Annotated in this window: 20 protein-coding genes and 3 pseudogenes; 20 read left to right on the top strand and 3 right to left on the bottom strand. The window is 49.3% G+C overall.

Features of this window, described 5'->3' with window-relative positions; genetic code table 11:
• The 6 genes from VV088_RS10845 to VV088_RS10820 all read left to right on the top strand — a co-directional run bounded on the left by VV088_RS10845 (position 1) and on the right by VV088_RS10820 (position 5,136).
• Positions 1–855, top strand: coding sequence for a ParB N-terminal domain-containing protein (locus tag VV088_RS10845; RefSeq protein ID WP_334600684.1), 855 nt, complete (start codon positions 1–3; stop codon positions 853–855).
• Positions 845–1,186: a hypothetical protein gene (locus tag VV088_RS10840; RefSeq protein WP_334600683.1), complete on the top strand. Its 342-nt coding sequence runs from the start codon at positions 845–847 to the stop codon at positions 1,184–1,186. The genes VV088_RS10845 and VV088_RS10840 overlap by 11 nt, the downstream gene beginning before the upstream one ends.
• Positions 1,187–1,194: 8 nt before the next feature.
• The gene (locus VV088_RS10835; RefSeq protein WP_334602061.1) at positions 1,195–1,557 is read left to right on the top strand and encodes a cysteine-rich VLP domain-containing protein; all 363 of its coding nucleotides are present in this window, start codon (positions 1,195–1,197) and stop codon (positions 1,555–1,557) included.
• A 119-nt stretch (positions 1,558–1,676) separates the two neighbouring features.
• Positions 1,677–2,390, top strand: a complete 714-nt coding sequence (locus VV088_RS10830; protein ID WP_334600682.1) for a replication initiator protein A — start codon at positions 1,677–1,679, stop codon at positions 2,388–2,390.
• A complete protein-coding gene (locus VV088_RS10825) occupies positions 2,387–3,214 on the top strand; it encodes an ATP-binding protein (protein WP_334600681.1) in 828 nt (275 codons plus the stop codon). Before VV088_RS10830 ends, VV088_RS10825 begins: the two co-directional genes overlap by 4 nt.
• Positions 3,215–3,483: 269 nt before the next feature.
• Positions 3,484–5,136, top strand: coding sequence for a recombinase family protein (locus VV088_RS10820; protein ID WP_334600679.1), 1,653 nt, complete (start codon positions 3,484–3,486; stop codon positions 5,134–5,136).
• A gap of 236 nt (positions 5,137–5,372) precedes the next feature.
• Here VV088_RS10820 and VV088_RS10815 read toward each other — a convergent pair whose 3' ends face one another.
• Entirely contained in the window at positions 5,373–6,236 is an 864-nt protein-coding gene (locus VV088_RS10815; RefSeq protein ID WP_334600678.1) for an SDH family Clp fold serine proteinase, read from the bottom strand.
• A gap of 155 nt (positions 6,237–6,391) precedes the next feature.
• Between VV088_RS10815 and VV088_RS10810 the strand changes: the two are divergent.
• From VV088_RS10810 to VV088_RS10765, 10 genes and pseudogenes are all read left to right on the top strand, one after another.
• Positions 6,392–6,649: pseudogene (locus VV088_RS10810) on the top strand (VirD4-like conjugal transfer protein, CD1115 family); the annotation flags it as partial.
• Positions 6,650–6,823: 174 nt separating this feature from the next.
• Positions 6,824–6,952: pseudogene (locus tag VV088_RS10805) on the top strand (Maff2 family mobile element protein); the annotation flags it as partial.
• Positions 6,953–7,295: 343 nt separating this feature from the next.
• The gene (locus VV088_RS10800) at positions 7,296–7,865 is read left to right on the top strand and encodes a TetR/AcrR family transcriptional regulator (RefSeq protein ID WP_016290296.1); all 570 of its coding nucleotides are present in this window, start codon (positions 7,296–7,298) and stop codon (positions 7,863–7,865) included.
• A gap of 41 nt (positions 7,866–7,906) precedes the next feature.
• Positions 7,907–9,298 carry a serine hydrolase domain-containing protein gene (locus VV088_RS10795; protein WP_334600677.1) on the top strand — a complete coding sequence of 464 codons (1,392 nt, stop codon included), beginning with the start codon at positions 7,907–7,909 and terminating at the stop codon, positions 9,296–9,298.
• 86 nt (positions 9,299–9,384) lie between these two features.
• Positions 9,385–9,843, top strand: coding sequence for an RNA polymerase sigma factor (locus VV088_RS10790; protein ID WP_120480645.1), 459 nt, complete (start codon positions 9,385–9,387; stop codon positions 9,841–9,843).
• Complete coding sequence (locus VV088_RS10785) at positions 9,815–10,039, top strand: helix-turn-helix domain-containing protein (RefSeq protein WP_016290299.1); 225 nt, start codon at positions 9,815–9,817, stop codon at positions 10,037–10,039. Before VV088_RS10790 ends, VV088_RS10785 begins: the two co-directional genes overlap by 29 nt.
• 492 nt (positions 10,040–10,531) lie before the next feature.
• On the top strand, positions 10,532–10,927 hold the full coding sequence (locus VV088_RS10780) for a plasmid mobilization protein (protein ID WP_004068264.1): 396 nt from the start codon (positions 10,532–10,534) through the stop codon (positions 10,925–10,927).
• Positions 10,899–12,530 carry a relaxase/mobilization nuclease domain-containing protein gene (locus VV088_RS10775; protein ID WP_334600676.1) on the top strand — a complete coding sequence of 544 codons (1,632 nt, stop codon included), beginning with the start codon at positions 10,899–10,901 and terminating at the stop codon, positions 12,528–12,530. The genes VV088_RS10780 and VV088_RS10775 overlap by 29 nt, the downstream gene beginning before the upstream one ends.
• A pseudogene (locus tag VV088_RS10770) lies at positions 12,520–12,905 on the top strand (cysteine-rich VLP domain-containing protein). The gene VV088_RS10775 and the pseudogene VV088_RS10770 overlap by 11 nt, the downstream one beginning before the upstream one ends.
• 101 nt (positions 12,906–13,006) lie before the next feature.
• Entirely contained in the window at positions 13,007–13,384 is a 378-nt protein-coding gene (locus VV088_RS10765; protein WP_442913145.1) for a replication initiator protein A, read from the top strand.
• A 97-nt stretch (positions 13,385–13,481) separates the two neighbouring features.
• Here the strand turns inward: VV088_RS10765 and VV088_RS10760 are convergent, their stop codons facing one another.
• Together VV088_RS10760 and VV088_RS10755 are read right to left on the bottom strand one after the other, a co-directional pair.
• Positions 13,482–14,504: an IS3 family transposase gene (locus VV088_RS10760; RefSeq protein ID WP_334600675.1), complete on the bottom strand. Its 1,023-nt coding sequence runs from the start codon at positions 14,502–14,504 to the stop codon at positions 13,482–13,484.
• A complete protein-coding gene (locus tag VV088_RS10755; protein ID WP_331486427.1) occupies positions 14,501–14,926 on the bottom strand; it encodes an HTH domain-containing protein in 426 nt (141 codons plus the stop codon). Before VV088_RS10755 ends, VV088_RS10760 begins: the two co-directional genes overlap by 4 nt.
• Positions 14,927–15,345: 419 nt before the next feature.
• Here VV088_RS10755 and istA point away from each other — a divergent pair, with 419 nt between their 5' ends.
• The 4 genes from istA (at position 15,346) to VV088_RS10735 (ending at position 18,453) form a co-directional block, all read left to right on the top strand.
• Entirely contained in the window at positions 15,346–16,569 is a 1,224-nt protein-coding gene (gene istA / locus VV088_RS10750) for an IS21 family transposase (protein WP_334600674.1), read from the top strand.
• Complete coding sequence (istB, locus tag VV088_RS10745) at positions 16,562–17,359, top strand: IS21-like element helper ATPase IstB (protein ID WP_334600672.1); 798 nt, start codon at positions 16,562–16,564, stop codon at positions 17,357–17,359. Before istA ends, istB begins: the two co-directional genes overlap by 8 nt.
• A gap of 105 nt (positions 17,360–17,464) precedes the next feature.
• Complete coding sequence (locus tag VV088_RS10740; protein ID WP_334600671.1) at positions 17,465–18,118, top strand: hypothetical protein; 654 nt, start codon at positions 17,465–17,467, stop codon at positions 18,116–18,118.
• On the top strand, positions 18,115–18,453 hold the full coding sequence (locus VV088_RS10735) for a plasmid mobilization protein (RefSeq protein WP_334600669.1): 339 nt from the start codon (positions 18,115–18,117) through the stop codon (positions 18,451–18,453). Before VV088_RS10740 ends, VV088_RS10735 begins: the two co-directional genes overlap by 4 nt.
• Positions 18,454–18,462 lie beyond the last annotated feature (9 nt).

Genomic DNA, 18,462 nt, shown 5'->3' with positions numbered 1-18,462 from the left:
ATGCGAATGAAAATCAGCGAAATCAAAATCAATCCTGGGCGGCGCGACACCCAGCAGAGGAATGTGGAGGAACTGGCCCGGAGCATCGCCGCCGTGGGCCTGATGAACCCGATCACCGTCACCCAGGACAACACGCTTATCGCTGGCCTGCATCGCCTGGAGGCGGTGAAGCTGCTGGGCTGGACGGAGATCGAGTGCGTTGTCAGTGAGGCGGACGGCCTGCAAGCGGAGTTGGCCGAGATTGACGAGAACTTTGTCCGGGCTGGCCTGTCCCACCGTGAGCTGGGCGATCTGCTTCTGCGCCGAAAAGAACTCTATGAGGCCATCCACCCGGAGACACGCCAGGGCCAGCGAAATGGGCAGACGGCTAAAAACGCAAATTCTTCGCTTTTAGAAACAAAGTCCTTTGCCCAGGACACTGCTGACAAGCTGGGTGTCAGCAAACGCACCGTTGAGCAGCTTGTCCAGACAGCCGCCAATCTGACCCCGGAGGCCAAGAAAACCATCCGGGATGCTGGCGATAAAATCACCAAGGGGGCCGCGCTGAAAATTTCCAGACTGCCCCCTGACCAGCAGGAAGAAGCCGCTGCCATTTTGACCATAGCGCCGCCCACACCGAAGCGGCAGGGGATAATGGACAGCGAAGCGGCGTTGAGTGAGTTTAAGGCCCTATGTGCCCGCTATGTTTCCAGCATTGAATCCCTCCATCACCGGGCGGACATTTTCGCCGGAATGACAATTTCCCAATTTGACGCATTGGGCGATAGCGCCTATTCTGTCACGACCGCAATCAAAGAATTTTTCGAGAAAGTGCATGAAATCCGACACGAAATGGAGAAGGAACATGAAAACTGACTACATCACCAGTGGCTCCACTTTGCCGCCCTATCTGGCCTATCCCCGGTTCCTGCTGGGCATGAATATTCGGCTGACCGCCAAGGAAATCTACGCGATCATGCTGGATATGACACTCAATTCGGATATGGTTCAGACTGACCGACGCGGGCGGCGTTATCTGGCGTTCTACAACAAGACCATCGCGGAGATCATCGACCGCACTCCCAGCACCGTGGCACAGTCCTTGCGGGAGTTGGAGGATGTTGGGCTGGTGGAGAAGAAGCTGATAGCCCTCCATACCCCCTATCACATCTACATCAAGTTACCCGCAGGAGAGGACGCACCGTGACCGTTCACATGAACTACCAGCAGTACCGCACCGCCAGGAGGCTGGTACATAGCTGCTGCAACTACGATTGCGGGAACTGTCTGCTCCTGGACAACGGCGAGGAATGTATCTGCCCGCAGAGCATCACCTATTCGCTGATCTGCAAATGGTTCCGTGCCGCCGTCCTGCCCCTGGACGCTGGCTTGTGCGCCGCTCTGCTTCATCGGGCAGATAGAAAGAAATGCGTTCTCTGCGGCGGCTACTATCTGCCGAAATCCAACCGGGCGAAATACTGCCCGGAATGTGCTGTTGCGGCCCGCCGGAAGAAAGAAGCAGAGCGCCAGCGAAAACGCTACTACGATTCTACGCATTTAGGGCTTAAAAAGCCCTGATTTTGCAAGGCTTTCCGGGGGTGGCTCGATAGGGGCCTGATACATTCCCTGTCCAGCCCCCCGGAAGGCCTTCAGACGGCCCGCAACGGCGGGGAGGTGACACCCATATTGCTGACTACATGATGAAAGATACCAAGCTGCCGCCCTATCTGCCATTCCCTCGCTTTCTTTTGGAGGCGGATTTAGCGTTAGCAACCAAACTGGTCTATATGGTTCTGATGGACAGGGCGCGGCTATCCCAGGCTAATGGCTGGGCTGACAGCAACAGCCAGATTTACATTGTGTTTCCCATTGTTGAGATTGCCAACGCCATTGACCGTAGCCCTATGACCGTGAAAAATTCATTGAACGAATTGGAGAGTGCCGGACTGATCGAGCGCAAGCGGCGGGGCCAGTCCTTACCGAACCGCATCTACATCAAGATTCCTAATGGACAGGATATTGTCCGTCTGACGGATAAAAAATTGTCTGTCAGAAGGAAAGAAAATTGTCCTTCTGATGGACAGAAAACTATCCCTTTAACGGACAGAAAATTGTCCACTAATAACCTTACAAGTAAATTGAGAGAATTACCTGAAGGGAGTGAGGGTGCGTGCGCCCACGCGCGAGGCCGCTATCAAAATATTTTCCTTTCGGATACGGAGATAGCCGAACTGCAAGCGGAACTCCCTGATCTCTGGCAGCAGTATGTGGAGAAGCTGTCCGAGTATATGGCCTCCACAGGCAAGACCTACCAGAACCACGCCGCCACTATTCGCCGCTGGGCGGCGGAGGACAGGCGGAAGGGCAAGAGCATACCCAATTACACTTACGAGGAGGGCGAGAGCCTATGAATGATTTTGACAGTATTATCAAGCGCATGACCGTGACCCATGTGAGGCCGGAGGACTACACCGGCGAGGACGGGCTTCTGTACTGCGGCAAGTGCCGCACCCCCAAACAGTTCCGCATGGACGCGCCGCCCATGGAGGGGCGGTTACTCCCTTGCCCCTGCCAGTGCGAACAGGCGAGGCTTGACCAAGAGGCCGCGAAACAGGAAGCCCACCGTCACCGTCAGGCCGTGGCCGATCTGAAACGCCAGGGCTTCACTGACCCCGCTATGCGCGGTTGGACGTTCGCCAACGACAACGGCAAATGCCCACAGATGAAACACGCCCATTTCTACGTTGAGTATTGGGATACCATGCTGGCGGAGAACATCGGCTATCTACTGTGGGGCGGCGTTGGCACTGGGAAAAGCTACTTCGCGGGATGTATCGCAAACGCCCTGATGGAGCAGGAGATTACCGTCCGCATGACCAATTTTGCGCTGATTTTGAACGATCTGACTGCCAGCTTTGAGGGCCGGAATGAGTACATATCTCAGCTTTGCCGCGCTCTGCTGCTTATCATAGACGATTTTGGTATGGAGCGCGGGACGGAGTACGGATTGGAGCAGGTCTACAACGTGATCGACAGCCGGTATCGCAGTAAGAAACCGCTGATTGTAACCACCAACATTCCGCTCCAGGATTTACAGCACCCCAAGGACACCGCCCACGCCCGTATTTATGACCGTCTGCTGGAAATGTGCGCCCCCATTCGATTCTCCGGTGAGAACTTCCGAAAGGCGACGGCGCAGGACAAGCTGGCGCGGCTGAAAAATCTGATGGACTGAAAGGAGCTGCCTATGAGAAAAACGCAACAGGATAAACCCGCTGTACCCAAGACCAGACGCCAGGACAAGCCTCGATTCATCGTGACCCGTGAATATAACGGCAGTCAGAGCATGAGGGCCGCTTTTGAACAGGCCATTGAATCCCAGGCTTGCGGGCAGTTTGAATCCTGGCTTGAAAAGAGGGAGAGCGATAAAAATGCCTGTTGAAAAATTTGTCAAAGCATGGTATCATGACTGTATCGTGTCCCTGTTCATTAAGGAGATCACCAATGAACAGGAAGAATAAACTTACCCCCTCCGTCACCGCGCTGTACTGCCGCCTCTCCATTGAGGACGGGCGGGAGAACGAGAGCATGAGCATCAGCAATCAAAAAGCTCTGCTTCGTGACTTCGCCGAGAAAAATGGCCTGCTGGACTATGAATTTTACGTTGATGACGGCTACACAGGCCGTAATTTCAACCGTCCTTCGTTCCAGAGGATGATTGCCGACATTGAAGCCGGGAAGGTCAAATGCGTCATCACGAAAGACCTCTCCCGGCTGGGCCGTAACTATATTGAGTCTGGCAGCTATATCGAAATCTTCTTCCCGCGTCACAACGTCCGCTATATCGCTGTCACTGACGGAGTGGACAGTCTGAACCGGCAGGAGATGGATATTACCCCGTTCAAAAATATCCTGAACGATATGTATAGCCGGGATATTTCCAAGAAGGTACTGGCGGGCTGGATGGCCCGCTCCCGGCAGGGAAAGTTTTTGGGTGGGCCTACTCCCTACGGCCTTATGCGCGACCCCACAGACCACGGCCACCTGATTATCGACCCGGAGACTGCGCCCACCGTCAAGCTGGTTTTCGATCTGGCGGCAGACGGATACGGAATGATGCGGATCGCCAAATATCTGCTGGAACACAAGATTCCCATTACCCGCGTCAAAGGCCCGATAGAATCAGAGGTGCGCTATTACTCCTGGGGCAGTTCTGTTATCAGTAAGATGCTCCGGAATCCAGTCTACAAGGGCGATCATGTGGTGTGCAAATGCCATCAGAAGGCGATTCGCTCCAACACCATCAACAAAATCCCCCGTAATGAATGGGAGATTGTCGAGAACTGCCATGAGGCGATTGTCAGCCGGGAGCAGTGGGACAGAGTGCAAAAGCTGATCGACCACCGTCCGACCATCATGCAAGGGAATAGCTGCCCCTTTTACAATCTGTTCCACGGTCTTGTTTACTGCGCCACCTGCGGCAAGTCGATGGAGGTGCGATATGAGAAGGTGGGGCGGACGGACATTGACCGCAGCACCAAGAAGAAGCGGGAGCCGATTGACAGGGCATATTACATCTGCCAGACCTATAACCGGCTGGGAAAGAAAGCCTGCACCAGCCATAAGATTGAGGCCCGCGACCTCTATAACCTCGTTCTGGCTGACATTATCGAGCATGGCAAGATGGCTTTGCAGGATGCTGAGGCGTTCTATGGGCGGCTGACCCACCGGCTGGAACAGCGGTACACAATGGACGAAGGGGCCTTGAAGAAAGAGTTGGATGCCCTGGCAAAGTGCAATCAGGAAATTGACGAGATGTTCATGAGCCTGTATGCGGACAAGACCAAAGGTATCCTAACGGAGCAGCGGTTCTTCCGCATGACTGAGACGCTGGAGCAGGAACAGGCGGACAACAAGGCCCGGATACAGGCGATCACGGACAAATTGCGTACCGCCAGCGACACGGAGGACGATGTGCGCCGGTTCATCGGGGAAATCCGGGAATATGCATCCATCACGGAATTGGATGAAACTATTTTGAATCGGCTGATTGATAAAATCATCATTAGTGCAGTCGAAGTCATTGGTGGTGAAAAGATGCAGGAAGTTCGTATTATCTACAATTTTGTTGGGGAGATAACGGTAAAACACGATTAATAAACACCCCCGCTTCTCGTATGGAGAAGCGGGGGTGTTTATTAGATACATTTATGAGTCTATATTACTCCTAAAAGAATAGACAGTATAAATATCTTGAACATTATTTTTCCTTGGGGTCAATATGCCCTCCTGGACTAATCGATGATATTCACCCAATGCATCCTTTAATCTTTCAAAGTTTTCGTCTGCTATAACCACGCCGCATGACAACTGTTGGACTCTCTCAACTATACTCATATAAATAACCTCGTTTGAAAGAAACCACGAAAGTTATGGCTCCTAATATACTCAGATAAAACATCATAATATTCGCCAATTATTTCATTCAATTCGGCATCTTTTTCATAATCGATAATTTTTAAGTGCAGATCTTCTGTTAAAACTTGAATCCCTATCGGACGCCCATGAGATTTCCATACGTTATTATCGCTTAACTTATTGGCAATCTCAAGTGCTCGTGCCTCTTTCTGCTCCAAAGTAACCGGAGTTCCATCTTTTGAATGCGTCGTCCAGTCCTTAAATTTGTATTTTGTTAGCCATTTCTTCAGCATATCCACAGCTAACTCTTTTGCTTGCTCATACGAGCGTAACTCCGCTAGGTCAAAATCCTTTAAGATTAAAAATTCTGCTTGCGATAATTCATTTTTCCTGGCTTTTTCAAGGAGTTCGTTGATTTTGTCAAGATAACCTAAAGCTGCAACTAATTTTCCATCCTTACTCTGCACTTGTGGGTCAATCGGCCCAAGAGAAGAATAATAGTTCATGTAAATATTATCCCCACTCATGCACCAAATTGTACCGGCACTATATGCATAATCTGGGATAATAAAGTTAACTTCGCTATAAAAATGGCGCAAAATATCAACCATCCTTTGAACTGGAGGAAGGCTTCCGCCGGGCGTAGTAAGGAATACATAAATCGCCTGATGTTTATTGGAATCTTTAGCTAAAGCTTCTATCATATCCTTAACATTTCTTTCAACACCGTTGACAATTTCGCCATAGTAAGTAAAAACATCAGCATTTAGTTTAGACTCCAATTTAAGCAGTAAATCAGAAACAGTAGCTTGCCTCAATTTTTCCAACTTATCAACCAACTCTTTCACGCCCCCTTGCAAGCTTTTTCTACATTATACCACACATAGAAAAAAACTTCAAGGCTTAGAATGAACTCATTATATGTGTTCAAGCCCAAATTTATTTACAACAAAATGATCGGATTCTTAAATTCACCACTTGACAATGTTGCAGTGAATTGATGAGCCAGGATGAGCTGGCTGTCATGGACAACGGCAAGTGCATCCTGCAAGTGCAGGGCGTGAGGCCCTTTTTCAGCGACAAGTTTGATATTACCAGGCATCCGCAATATAAAAATCTTCTGGATTTCAGTAAGAAAAACGCTTTTGATGTGAAGAAATACCTGAGCCGCTATCTTACTGTCCAGCCCAACGATTCCTACGAGTGCTGCGAGTTAGACGCGCCGCCTGATCCTGATGATACCGCCTCCTGACCTGTTCAGGGAGCGGTTTTTTCATTCTCAACACAAAGGAGTGATGCCCATGTTGGACAAAACCCGTATGGTGAGAGCGCCCCCCGACACCTGTGCCGCCTCCTGACTTGTCCGGGGGCGGTTCTTCATGCTCAACCACTCAATCAATCTGACAACAAATATGGAGGTAATCTAATGGAATTTTTCACTTCGGCTATCAACACTTTGAAGGTCCTCGTGATTGCCCTCGGCGCTGGTCTGGGCGTTTGGGGCGTCATTAACCTGCTGGAAGGCTACGGCAACGATAACCCTGGCGCGAATGCTCATGTACGGTAAAGAAGCAAGCAACCGAAAACAAGAGATAGACCGCCAGCACCACACTATTCCGAACCAAAGAAACCAAAGACCAAAAGACAAGCATTGTGGAAATGTGCATAACTGGCTATGGAATCATGGATAACTCTATTCACAGCACATGGAAAAGCTAAAGTGCAGCTTTCCCACGTCCTGCAAACAGAGTTACCCACAATTCCATGAGATAGCCAGTTATACACATTCCCACAATGCCGACTACTACGGAAGCCCTTGTCAATTCTTAATATCTTGACATAACTAATTAAATTTGTTAAAATACAAACTAGATTAAGAAAAAAGGAGGAGCTTTATTTTGCCGAAAATAAAAATTGATAAAGAATCGGTTATCAAAGAAGCTGCATATATAGCAAATACGATAGGCATAGAAAACCTATCTTTAAAAACGCTTGCATCGCAATTAGGCGTTAAGTCGCCATCGCTTTATAACCATATAGATGGGCTTGACGACCTAAAACAGCAGCTTATGCTATATGGTTGGAAAGAATTAGAAGACAAAATTATTCAATCTGTAATAGGATTTTCTGGATATGATGCGATTAGAGCTATGTGCTACGCTTTTCATGAATATGCAATAGAGAATCAAGGAGTTTTTAGCACAATGCTTTGGTACAATCAATTTGAGAATGAACAGATGAATGAAGTGACTTCAAAAATGTTTTCAATTTTTTTCAAAATAACTAAGTCACTAAATATTTCACAAGATAATTGCATTCATTTAGTCAGAATGTTTAGAAGTTTTTTAGAGGGCTTTGCATTACTTGAAAATCATAACGCCTTTGGTAATACACAGTTGATAAAAGATAGTTTTGAATTATCAATAGACATTTTAATTGAGGGAGCAAAAAAATTAGAGGGGAAATGATAGCGCATGGTATATCAGAAAAAAACAAGGGAAAAGGTTTTATGAATCGAAAAATCAGGCAAATCATTTGTGTAATACTGTCACTAATTTGTGTTATTGCTATATGGGATAAGCCTGTTTTGGCATATGAAAAAAGTAGCAATTATAGCGATATTGACAGCCAGATAAAAAAAGAAATAAAGGAATTACATATTCCCGGAATGGCGATAGCCATTGTAGACTCTAAAGAGGTTCTGTTTTCTGAAGCTTATGGAAATTGCGATAATTTAGATACGCCTTTTATTATAGGCTCATTGAGCAAATCATTTACAGCATTAGCTGTTATGCAGCTTGTGGAAGAAGAAAAAGTAGATTTAGACACGACAATATCTGATTATATTGATACATCTGATTATTTTATAAATGTGTCCGACGGAGATAAAATTACTGTAAGACAGCTTTTGAATCAGACAAGCGGTTTAGGGACATATCAGCGTTTTGGAAATGCAAAAATAACAGAAAGTTACGGACAACATCAATATGCAAATATCAATTATGGATTGTTAGGAGAAATCATAGAAACAGTCAGCGGAATTAGCTATTCAGAGTATATGGATAAAAACATTTTTTCTCCACTAAGTATGAATCATACGGCAGCAACACTTGTACAAAGCAAAGAAAACGGATTGATAACAGGATATCGAAATTATTTTGGACTTCCGATTGCGGGAGAGCCGGACTATCCCGATAAACATTCATGGTCTACCGTTCCGGCAGGTTATTTAAGTTCCAGTGTATCAGATATGGCAAAATATCTGCAAATGTATCTAAATGGAGGAATGGGAATAGTCAATCAGAATAGTTTAAATACTATGCTTTATGACAATGTATATGTAGATGATAACACTCCCTATTATTACGGAATGGGGTGGACTTTGACAGAAGAATATACAGAGCCTGTATTGGGGCATTCAGGGCTGGTTGAGAATTATATGTCTAATATGTATCTATTGCCGGAAAGCGGATTAGGAATCATTTTCCTTATCAATATGAACGATTATCTTGTCACGAATCAACTGGCAGATATTATCTCCCAAAATGTGATATTTGCTCTTTTGGGCAGAGAACAATATGATATATCTGGCAGCCCGTATATTGTAAGACACCTGTTGCTGAATGGAGCATATTTAGCGTTGGTTGCAGTGGCAGTATATCCGATAGCAACAATAAGAAAATGGAAGAAAAAGAAACAGACAACAAGACTGATACTCTTTGACATTACAAGGCATGGCATATTGCCACTACTGTTACTCTGTTTGCCCTATATGGTAGGTATTCCATTATGGGTAGTATGGTATTTTGTAAAAGACTTGTTCATTGTATTGCTGTTAAATGCAAGTTTGCTTTTGGTTATAGGCTTATACAAAATATTTTTTGCAATATTCAAGATATGACAGACTACGTGCTGTTATTTCTCTGAATTATTAAATGTAACTGTCAACCATAAAACGCCCATGTGGGAGAAAGGGGGAAATCACCTATGCCTTGCACAGAAGCATACAAGGAACACATCATGTATACCTTCAACGGCTTTTGCAAGACCGTCATACGCTATGCAGCACTCAACGCATGGCGTGACAGGAGCAGACGGCGGCAGAAAGAAATATCCCTTGAATACCTCACAGAAGAAAAGTTTTACCCTTTAGGCACAACAGACAAATATTTTGAAGCACCTTATGAAGAATACCCTATAACGATATGCGGTCAGACCGTTATCCTCACCAATGGGGAGCTTGCCGCCGCCCTGTTATCCTTGCCGGAGAGAAACCGGGAAATCATATTCCTTTACTTTTTCGGGGATTATACACAACAGGAAATCGGGAAAATGTATGGACGCTGCCGGAGTACGACCGGGTATATAATCCGCAGGACGTTAAAACTCCTGCAAAGGAAAATGGAGGTGCTTTCGCATGGGAAATCCGAATCTTTTGCCCTATGAAACGATTGTCCGGGCGACCAGCGGAGAGCCGGAAGCCGTGGACGAGGTTTTGCGGCATTACAGCAAGCGCATCCGGATAGCTGCCATTGAAAACGGACATATCGACAGGGATACCGAGGACAGCATAAAACAGCGGCTTGTCGCTTCCCTGTTCAAGTTCCGCTTTGATGAACAGCCATATATCAAAACTGAATAACCGCCGCTACATAGAACGGCACACCAAGACAGGAAATCAAGAAAAGGTTTCCTGTTTTTTTTGCGTCCATTTTTGGCATTTTGAAGAATCGTCAGTATTATGCCGTGCAAAGAAGATAGAAAGGAATTTCCGTAAATCACCGTCATTTTTGCTTTGCGTGGTGTTGTAGGTAGTAGGGGGAGAAATATCGCCGCAGCTTTGGCAAAATCCCCGCTTGCGGCACTAAAGGTATTGACGGAAGCCCACACAGAGGAAGCCGCCACTTTCTTAGAGCAAGATTCTACCACAGTACCAAATTTCGCTAATCGCTCAATTTTGTCCTGCGGGAATCTTGTTGGGGTTGCCACCCCAAGCCCGCCTTTTTGCGGCTTGCGCCGCTTGAAAAATCCCCGAAAAATTTTTTCGGATTTTTCAAAAAACGCTTCCGCTTTGCCCCCTGTTTTTCTCCTATTAGTGAAAGGGCAAAGCATAAAAAGAAAGGAGTTGAAGCCTATGAAAAGATACAACACGCCCCACCGCCACCGGGTAATCAAGACACGCTTGACCGAGGAAGAATATGCAGAGTTTTCCGAGCGTGTCACCCTCTGCAAAATGAGCCAAGCCGAGTTTATCCGGCAAGCCCTCATTAAGTCAAGCATACGCCCGGTCATTACCGTTTCCCCGGTCAATGATGAATTACTCTCTGCCGTTGGAAAACTCACAGCCGAGTATGGAAAGATAGGCGGCAACTTGAATCAGATTGCCCGCTGTCTGAACGAGTACGGCGCACCCTATAACGCCCTCTCCCAAGAGGTACGAGCCGCCACAGCGGAGCTTGCCGCCTTGAAGTTTGAAGTCTTGCAGAAAGTAGGTGAAGCCGTTGGCAACATTCAAACATATCAGCTCTAAAAATGCCGATTACGGAGCTGCCGAGCAGTACCTAACCTTTGAGCATGACGAGTTTACCATGAAGCCCACACTGGACGGAAACGGGCGGCTTGTTCTCCGTGACGATTACCACATTTCCTCTTTGAATTGTGGTGATGAAGATTTTGCAATCGCCTGTATGCGTTCCAATCTCAAATACGGCAAGAACCAGAAGCGGGAGGACGTAAAAAGCCACCACTATATCATCAGCTTTGACCCCCGTGACGCACCCGACAACGGCTTGACCGTAGACCGGGCGCAAGTATTGGGAGAGGAATTTTGCAAAGCGCATTTCCCCGGACACCAAGCCCTTGTCTGCACCCACCCGGACGGGCATAACCACAGCGGCAACATTCATGTGCATATCGTCATAAACAGCTTGCGGATTGCGGAAGTGCCACTATTGCCCTACATGGAAAGACCAGCCGACACAAGGGAGGGCTGCAAGCACCGCTGTACAGACGCAGCTATGGAATACTTCAAAGCGGAAGTCATGGAGATGTGCCACTGGGAAAACCTCTATCAGATTGACTTGCTGAACGGGAGCAAGAACCGAGTTACCGAGCGTGAGTATTGGGCGAAGCGGAAAGGACAAGCCGCACTGGATAAAGAGAACGCTTCCCTTGCCGCCGCAGATGACCCGCCCAAAGTCACAAAATTTGAAACCGACAAGGAGAAGCTACGGCGCACGATCCGCACCGCCCTGTCCTCTGCCGTTTCCTTTGAGGATTTTTCCGGGAAGCTGCTGCAACAGGGCGTGACCGTCAAGGAGAGCCGGGGGAGATTGTCATATCTCACGCCGGACAGAACAAAGCCCATCACCGCCCGGAAACTGGGTGATGATTTTGACCGAGCCGCCGTACTGGAAGCACTCACCATAAACGCACAGAACGCCGCCAGAGCCGCCGAAACGCCCCTACCCCAACAGGAATACCCCCGCAGCATAAAAGACCGCTTACAGCGCAACAAAGCCGCTGTAAACGCCCCGAAACAGGACAGCGTACAGCGCATGGTAGACATAGCCGCCAAGAAAGCCGAGGGCAAGGGGAAAGGCTACGAGAAATGGGCGACCTTGCACAACTTGAAGCAAATGGCGGCTACCGTGAGCATTTACGAGGAATCCGGCTTTTCTTCCCCGGAGGAACTGGAAGCCGCCCTTGCCGCCGCCAGTACCGAACTGCATGAAACAACCGGGAAACTGAAAGCCGTGGAAAGCGCCTTGCGGGAGAAAAAAGACCTGCAAAAACAGCTATTAGCCTACATCAAGACCAAGCCAGCCCGTGACGGATTGCGGGCGCAGAAAACGGAGAAAGCCCGGAGAGCCTACCGGGAACAGCACGAAAGCGAGTTTATCATTTCCGAATCTGCCGCCCGGTATTTCAAGGCACAGGGAATCCAAAAGCTGCCAGCGACCAAAGCATTACAGACCGAGATTGAGCTGCTTACCAAAGAGAAAAACGCCCTTTACAACGAGTACCGGAAGAAGAAAGCGAACGTCCGGGAATTGCAGACCGTGAAAAGCAATCTTGACAAAATATTGCGCCGTGAGCCGGAACGGGGAAAGGGGCGGGAAAATGAACGGTAAACGCCTATACATGGACTACCAGCAGTACAGAGCCGCCCGCCGTCTTGTGCATGAGTGCTGCAACTACGATACGGCAACTGTATATTGCTGGATAACGGCGAGCCTTGCGTATGCGTCCAGAGTATCAGCTATTCGCTTATATGCCGCTGGTTTCGGATAGCCGTACTGCCATTGGACGGGAAACTGGAAGCCGCCCTTTTGCACCGGGCAGACAGGAAACGCTGTACCGAGTGCGGCGGGTATTTTCTCCCCAAGTCAAACCGGGGGAAATACTGCCCGGATTGCGCCAGACGCATGAAAAGAATCAAAGCCGCACAGCGCAAGCGGAAACAGAGGGATAAATGTCACGCTTTAGGATATTCCAAACCCCCGTAAATCAAGGCTTTTTTGACCGCCCTCAACGGGTGGGCGATACATTTATCCTTTACCCACGAAAATGCCGTTTTAACTGCGTAACAGGAAGCCACAGACAGGAGGTGAGAACCATAACCGATTACATCACAGCCGACACCATATTGCCCCGTTTTCTGCCCTATCCCTATTTTCTGCTGAAAATGGACTTGTCGCATACCGCAAGGCTGCTCTATGGGCTGCTTCTTGACCGTTCCACCCTCTCACAGAAGAACGGCTGGCAGGACAGCGAGGGCAGGACGTATATTGTCTACCCCGTTTCGGAGATAACGGAAATGCTGGATAAAGGCAGCACCGCCATAAAAAGCGCACTGAACGAGCTGGACGCTGCCGGGCTTCTGGTGAGGGAACGCCGGGGCTTCTCCGCACCCAACCGCCTTTATGTGAAAATACCGCAAATGCCAGTGGTACAGTTTTCCGACCATATGACAGCCATACAGTAAAGTGTACCCTTTGTCAAGGACAAAATAAGAAATAGACACCCCAATATTTGGACAGACATCAAAAAGGACAGCAGGCTGAATGAATCTCAACTATTTGTCACCTAATTAAAGGATCAGAAACTATCTCTGGCTCCAAAGTGTGCGCACCAAGCTCATTGGGGGTTTTAGAGATTTCAGGCGGCGAGGGTTTGCTGGGGAGATCAAGAGGATAAATGCCGGTAGTGACAAAGGAGAAATATTCGTTGGGAGAGAGCTTTGCCAAATCCCATTGATACCTCTCGTTGTTGTAATACGACATATAATCGTCAATGATCGCCTTTACCTCATCAAAAGAGGGATCGCCCGTCAAATCAATCAAATCTTTCATATGCCCGAAGAAGCTCTCCTGTGGCGCATTGTCCCAGCAATTTCCTTTGCGGGACATAGAGCGGCGAAGCTCGTTGTGTTCAACGAGTTCAATAAATTTGCAGCTGGTATAATGGCAGCCCTGGTCGCTGTGGATCACAGTCTCTGCATGGAGCGAGACGCCATGTTCCCGCATCAAAATATCCACCGCGTCCAGCACAAAGTCAACATCCAAGGATGGACTGAGGGTATAGGAAAGCACCTGCTTTGTATAGGCGTCCATGATCACACAGAGGTAGAGGAACGACCCACCCCAGGGGATATAAGTAATGTCCGTGAGGAGCACAAGCCGGGGGCCATAGCTCTCAAATTCACGGTCTAAAAGGTTAGGCGCGTAATGATTCGTTTTCATTGCGTTTTTTATTTTGCGGTAAGGGTTTGCCCTCCGAATCGGACATTGCAAGCCGTATTTTTTCATCAACCGGCGTATCTTTTTCAGGTTCATAACCACCGGCGGAGTATTGTGGATAAGGCACATATAGATGCCCCGCGCCCCTTTGGAATATCTCCGCCGGTTGTATGCCTCCAAAACCAGCTCAAAATCAGCGCGATCCTGTGCTTCCCGCACCTGCCTGGCCGAAGCGGCGTTTAACCACGCATAGTAGCCGGACCTGGAAACCCCGGCTGTCTGGCACATCATGGATACGGATAGTTCGTTCTCACCGCCGGATAACGTCTGGTGGATCAGGGAAAAGATGGTGGAAGCCTCGTTCATGGCCGCGGCCCTTGCTTTCGTCCACCTCTGGCAGAGGATATTTTTTTTAGAAATTCCACCTCCTGCTCCAGATATTTCAGCCGATGCTGCATCTGCCGCAGCTGAGCCTGGGTAGTTGTGTCTCCGCCTTCAGCAGACCCCTCTCCGCGTCTGCGCTGCGGCCGCTCATGGAACCCTTTCGCTGAAACCGCCTGCTTGCACACTACGTTCTGGATGCCGCTGAGACGGTTCCTCCCGAGCACCTCCGGATCATAGCCCAAATCGTACATAATCGTTCTGGGTGTATCCCCTTCCTGGTATCTCCGCCAGAATTCTTCCTTGAATGTGTTTGTGAAGGTGATCTGCGTGGTGGACACATGGAGCGTGTATGGATTTTCTGCCATAACCCGCACCTGCTCCTGGGTAAACATTTTCCGTGCCATGTGTGATGCCCCTTTCTATTGGCTTCATTTTATCACACAGCCCTGCCCTTAGAACATACTCTTGTCCTATATCCCTTTTCTTTCATTACTTGTTTCGTCCACTTTTAGGGTACGTCCTTACTTTTTAACCTGTCCACCAACCTGGGTCTCCATTTTTCCTGCTGTCCATAATCTTGGGTACAGTTTACAGCCGGAAAACCGACCCTCTGATAGCCGGAAAAGCGACCCTCATAAGGACGGAAAACCGACCTTTGCGTTGGACGGAAAACCGACCCCTAACCAACTTACTATAAACTGTCAGCGCCAATGATAAAATGAAAGAAAACGCCGAGGAAAAAATGTAGTTTTGTGGCGGAGAGGAGGGAAAAAAGATAGACTCCCAATCAGGGCGAAAAAGAGCCCGGAAAGGGAGTCAGGAAATGAAAGGAGCACAGTGGATGGATATCCGAAGCGACAGACAAAAAGGGCTGAGCTATGTGGAGCTGGGCCGGAAGTACCACATGGACCCGCGAACAGCAAAGCGGTACGCGGAATCGCCGCAGAAGCCGGAGTACACATTGAGCGAACCCAAGCCCACAAAGATGGACCCGTACAAGCAGATCGTGGACGAGTGGCTGGAGGAGGTGCCGTATTCAGTGCTGCGGATCCTGGAGAAGCTGCGGGAAATGGGATTTGACGGGGGCTACAGCATCGTCAAGGCGTATGTGAGCAGCCGGAAGATGGACTTGAATGAGAAGGCGACGGTACGGTTTGAGACGATGCCAGGAAAGCAAGGGCAGATGGACTGGGGATTTTTCGAGGATCACCTGGTATACGAGGACGGAAAGTGGAAGAAGCTGTACTGCTTTCTCATGATTCTGGGGTACTCAAGGATGCGGTACATCGAATTTGTCACAGATATGAGCACAAACACACTGATCCGGTGTCATCAGAACGCATTTCGGTACTTTGGAGGCTACCCGGAGGAGATTCTGTACGATAACATGAAGCAGGTGGTCATCAAGCGATTGCTGAAGCAGGAGGACTCCACGCTGAACCGGCAGTTTGAGGATTTCGCGGGCTTCTATGGATTCAAGCCAATTCTGTGCCGGCCATATCGGGGTCAGACGAAGGGGAAAGTAGAGCGGACGGTGCAGTTTGTCAGAGATAATTTTATGGTGGGGATCCAGTACAACAGTCTGGCGGACTTGAACGGACAGGCCCTGGCCTGGTGCAATAAGGTCAATGGGAAAGTCCACGCCACCACCAACGAGATTCCCTTTGAGCGGCTGAAAAAAGAGGGCCTGAGTCCCCTCTCTCGTGAGTACATCATCGACAAGATCAACCTTAGGCGGGTACAAAAAGACTGCCTCATCTCCTACGCCGGCAATCAGTACTCCGTGCCAGCGGAGTATGTCGGCAAAGATGTGGCAGTCGTGGCCCTCGACAGCATGTTAGCAGCATATTACGAGGGAAAGCAGATCGCTCTGCACCGAATATCGTATCAGAGAAAGGACATGGTTGTCAATCCTCAGCACTATAGAAGGCTTACGCTGAAACAGACGATGGATGCAGAAAATGTTCTGCTGGAACAGGACAAAGTGATTGATTTTCCCTTGAAACCCTCCGATTTGTCCAGATATGACGAGGTGCTGTATGACTGAATTTACTATGGACAGGCTGAGGGAAAACCTGGAAGCCCTTAAGATGAAAAACACCCTGGAGATTCTGGACAATTACCTGGAACGGGCGGTGGCGGAGGATCTCAACATTGTGGAGGTTTTGGATCACATTTTCTCAGAAGAAGCCAAATCCAAGCGGAGACGGGCCTATGAGAAGCAGATCCAGATGTCCGGCTTCCCCATTAAGAAGACCCTGGACGACTTCGATTTCTCCTTCCAGCCCTCCATCGACAAGCGCCAGATCGACGAACTGGCCACCATGCGCTTCCTGGAAAACGGGGAGAATGTGGTCTTCCTTGGCCCGCCCGGCGTGGGCAAGACCCATCTGGCCTCCGCTCTGGGCCTTGTGGCGGCACAGCATCGCTTTTCCACCTACTACATCAACTGCCATCAGCTTATTGAGCAGCTCAAGAAGGCCCATTTTGAGAACCGTCTGCCGGACAAGCTCAAGGTTCTCGCCAAGTACAGGATGCTTATCATCGACGAGATCGGCTACCTCCCCATGGACATCCAGGGCGCAAACCTGTTCTTCCAGTTGATTGCCAGAAGGTATGAAAAGACGTCCACCGTCTTTACCTCCAACAAGACCTTCTCCCAGTGGAACGAGGTCTTTGCCAACGTCACCATCGCCTCCGCCATCCTGGACCGTGTCCTGCATCACTGCACCGTTATCAACATCAAGGGCGAGTCTTACCGCCTGAAAGAACGCAAGGAATTTATGCGCCAGAAGCAGCAAATCGTGAACACTCTTTTTGAGCAAGGAAACGCTTGATTTTGTCCCCCCCCTTACCGCCGAAAAACAACAAAATTTCTTCGGCCTTTTCTTACAATTTCATATCGGCGTTGACACTACCCTCAGAAGATGGCGGAGGCCAGAATGTTCATCCGGGCATTGACGGAGGATATGCAAATTCGGGATATGCACCCGGTAAGGGACGACGCCTTTTCTATGACCGTCCGCGGAAAAACATACACAGAGCGCAAAGCGGCAGGCGAGGCCATTCTTGCCGCCTGCAAGAGTATGACCGAACCGGATAAGCCCCTTGATTTGGGCCAGTTCCGGGGCTTCCCCATGCAGGTTCAGCTAAAGGGTGAAAAGTTTGTTGTGACAATGAAGCAGAATCTCACCTATACGGCGGAACTGGCAGATGAAATTTTGGGGAACGTGACCCGCATCAATAATGCGTTGGAGAAGATCACGGAAAGTCTGGAAAAGCAGCAGCGGGGCCTGGTCACATTGGAGGGCAATCTGGAAAACGCCAGGGAAGAAGCGGCGCGGCCCTTCCCCCAGGAGGAAGAACTGGCGGCAAAGTCGGCCCGGCTTTCCGAACTGAACGCTGAACTGGACAATGCCGAGAGCGGAAAGGACAAAGAGCAGGGAGATGGCAAGGAACCGCCGCAGGAGCCGTCTGCGCCGCCCGTACCGGGGGGCGATAAACCGTCTATTCGGGCGGCGTTGAGAAGCTACACGCCGCCTGCGCCGGTAGCTGCTGGCACCGAGAAAAGCCATTATCGGGGGGATGTGCTGTGAGGAAGAACGAGGGCCGCACGGTGGGCCTGTTTACCAAGGTGTCCCCGGAGGAAAAGGAGGTGATCGACCAGAAAATGGCCCTGCTGGGCACGTTCAACCTGCGGGGGTATCTGCGGAAGATGGCGGTGGACGGGTATATCGTCCAGTTGAATATGGAGTGTGTAAAGGAACTGGTGAGACTGCTCCGCTCGATCTCCAGCAATGTGAACCAGATCACCCGCCGATGCAACGAGACACGCAACCTCTATGCCCAGGATGTGGAGGATTTGCGGCAGGGCTATGACCGGGTATGGCATGAGGTATATGACCTGATACAGAAATTCGAGGGTCTTTGACACGGAGGG

The organism is Lawsonibacter sp. JLR.KK007 (genome assembly GCF_036941135.1).
Taxonomy (GTDB): domain Bacteria; phylum Bacillota; class Clostridia; order Oscillospirales; family Oscillospiraceae; genus Lawsonibacter.
Note: the sequence above shows the minus strand (reverse complement) of the source record. Positions and strands in the feature narration are given on the sequence as shown.

Excerpts from the sequence above, each read along its gene's own strand:
- VV088_RS10780 (WP_004068264.1), top strand. The coding sequence starts at position 10,532 with ATGAAAAGATACAACACGCCCCACCGCCACCGGGTAATCAAGACACGC.
- istA (WP_334600674.1), top strand. The coding sequence starts at position 15,346 with ATGAAAGGAGCACAGTGGATGGATATCCGAAGCGACAGACAAAAAGGG.
- VV088_RS10830 (WP_334600682.1), top strand. The coding sequence starts at position 1,677 with ATGATGAAAGATACCAAGCTGCCGCCCTATCTGCCATTCCCTCGCTTT.
- VV088_RS10840 (WP_334600683.1), top strand. The coding sequence starts at position 845 with ATGAAAACTGACTACATCACCAGTGGCTCCACTTTGCCGCCCTATCTG.
- VV088_RS10845 (WP_334600684.1), top strand. The coding sequence starts at position 1 with ATGCGAATGAAAATCAGCGAAATCAAAATCAATCCTGGGCGGCGCGAC.
- VV088_RS10835 (WP_334602061.1), top strand. The coding sequence starts at position 1,195 with ATGAACTACCAGCAGTACCGCACCGCCAGGAGGCTGGTACATAGCTGC.
- VV088_RS10820 (WP_334600679.1), top strand. The coding sequence starts at position 3,484 with ATGAACAGGAAGAATAAACTTACCCCCTCCGTCACCGCGCTGTACTGC.
- VV088_RS10795 (WP_334600677.1), top strand. The coding sequence starts at position 7,907 with ATGAATCGAAAAATCAGGCAAATCATTTGTGTAATACTGTCACTAATT.
- VV088_RS10755 (WP_331486427.1), bottom strand. The coding sequence starts at position 14,926 with ATGGCACGGAAAATGTTTACCCAGGAGCAGGTGCGGGTTATGGCAGAA.
- VV088_RS10825 (WP_334600681.1), top strand. The coding sequence starts at position 2,387 with ATGAATGATTTTGACAGTATTATCAAGCGCATGACCGTGACCCATGTG.
- VV088_RS10760 (WP_334600675.1), bottom strand. The coding sequence starts at position 14,504 with ATGAACGAGGCTTCCACCATCTTTTCCCTGATCCACCAGACGTTATCC.
- VV088_RS10740 (WP_334600671.1), top strand. The coding sequence starts at position 17,465 with ATGTTCATCCGGGCATTGACGGAGGATATGCAAATTCGGGATATGCAC.
- istB (WP_334600672.1), top strand. The coding sequence starts at position 16,562 with ATGACTGAATTTACTATGGACAGGCTGAGGGAAAACCTGGAAGCCCTT.
- VV088_RS10785 (WP_016290299.1), top strand. The coding sequence starts at position 9,815 with ATGGGAAATCCGAATCTTTTGCCCTATGAAACGATTGTCCGGGCGACC.
- VV088_RS10790 (WP_120480645.1), top strand. The coding sequence starts at position 9,385 with ATGCCTTGCACAGAAGCATACAAGGAACACATCATGTATACCTTCAAC.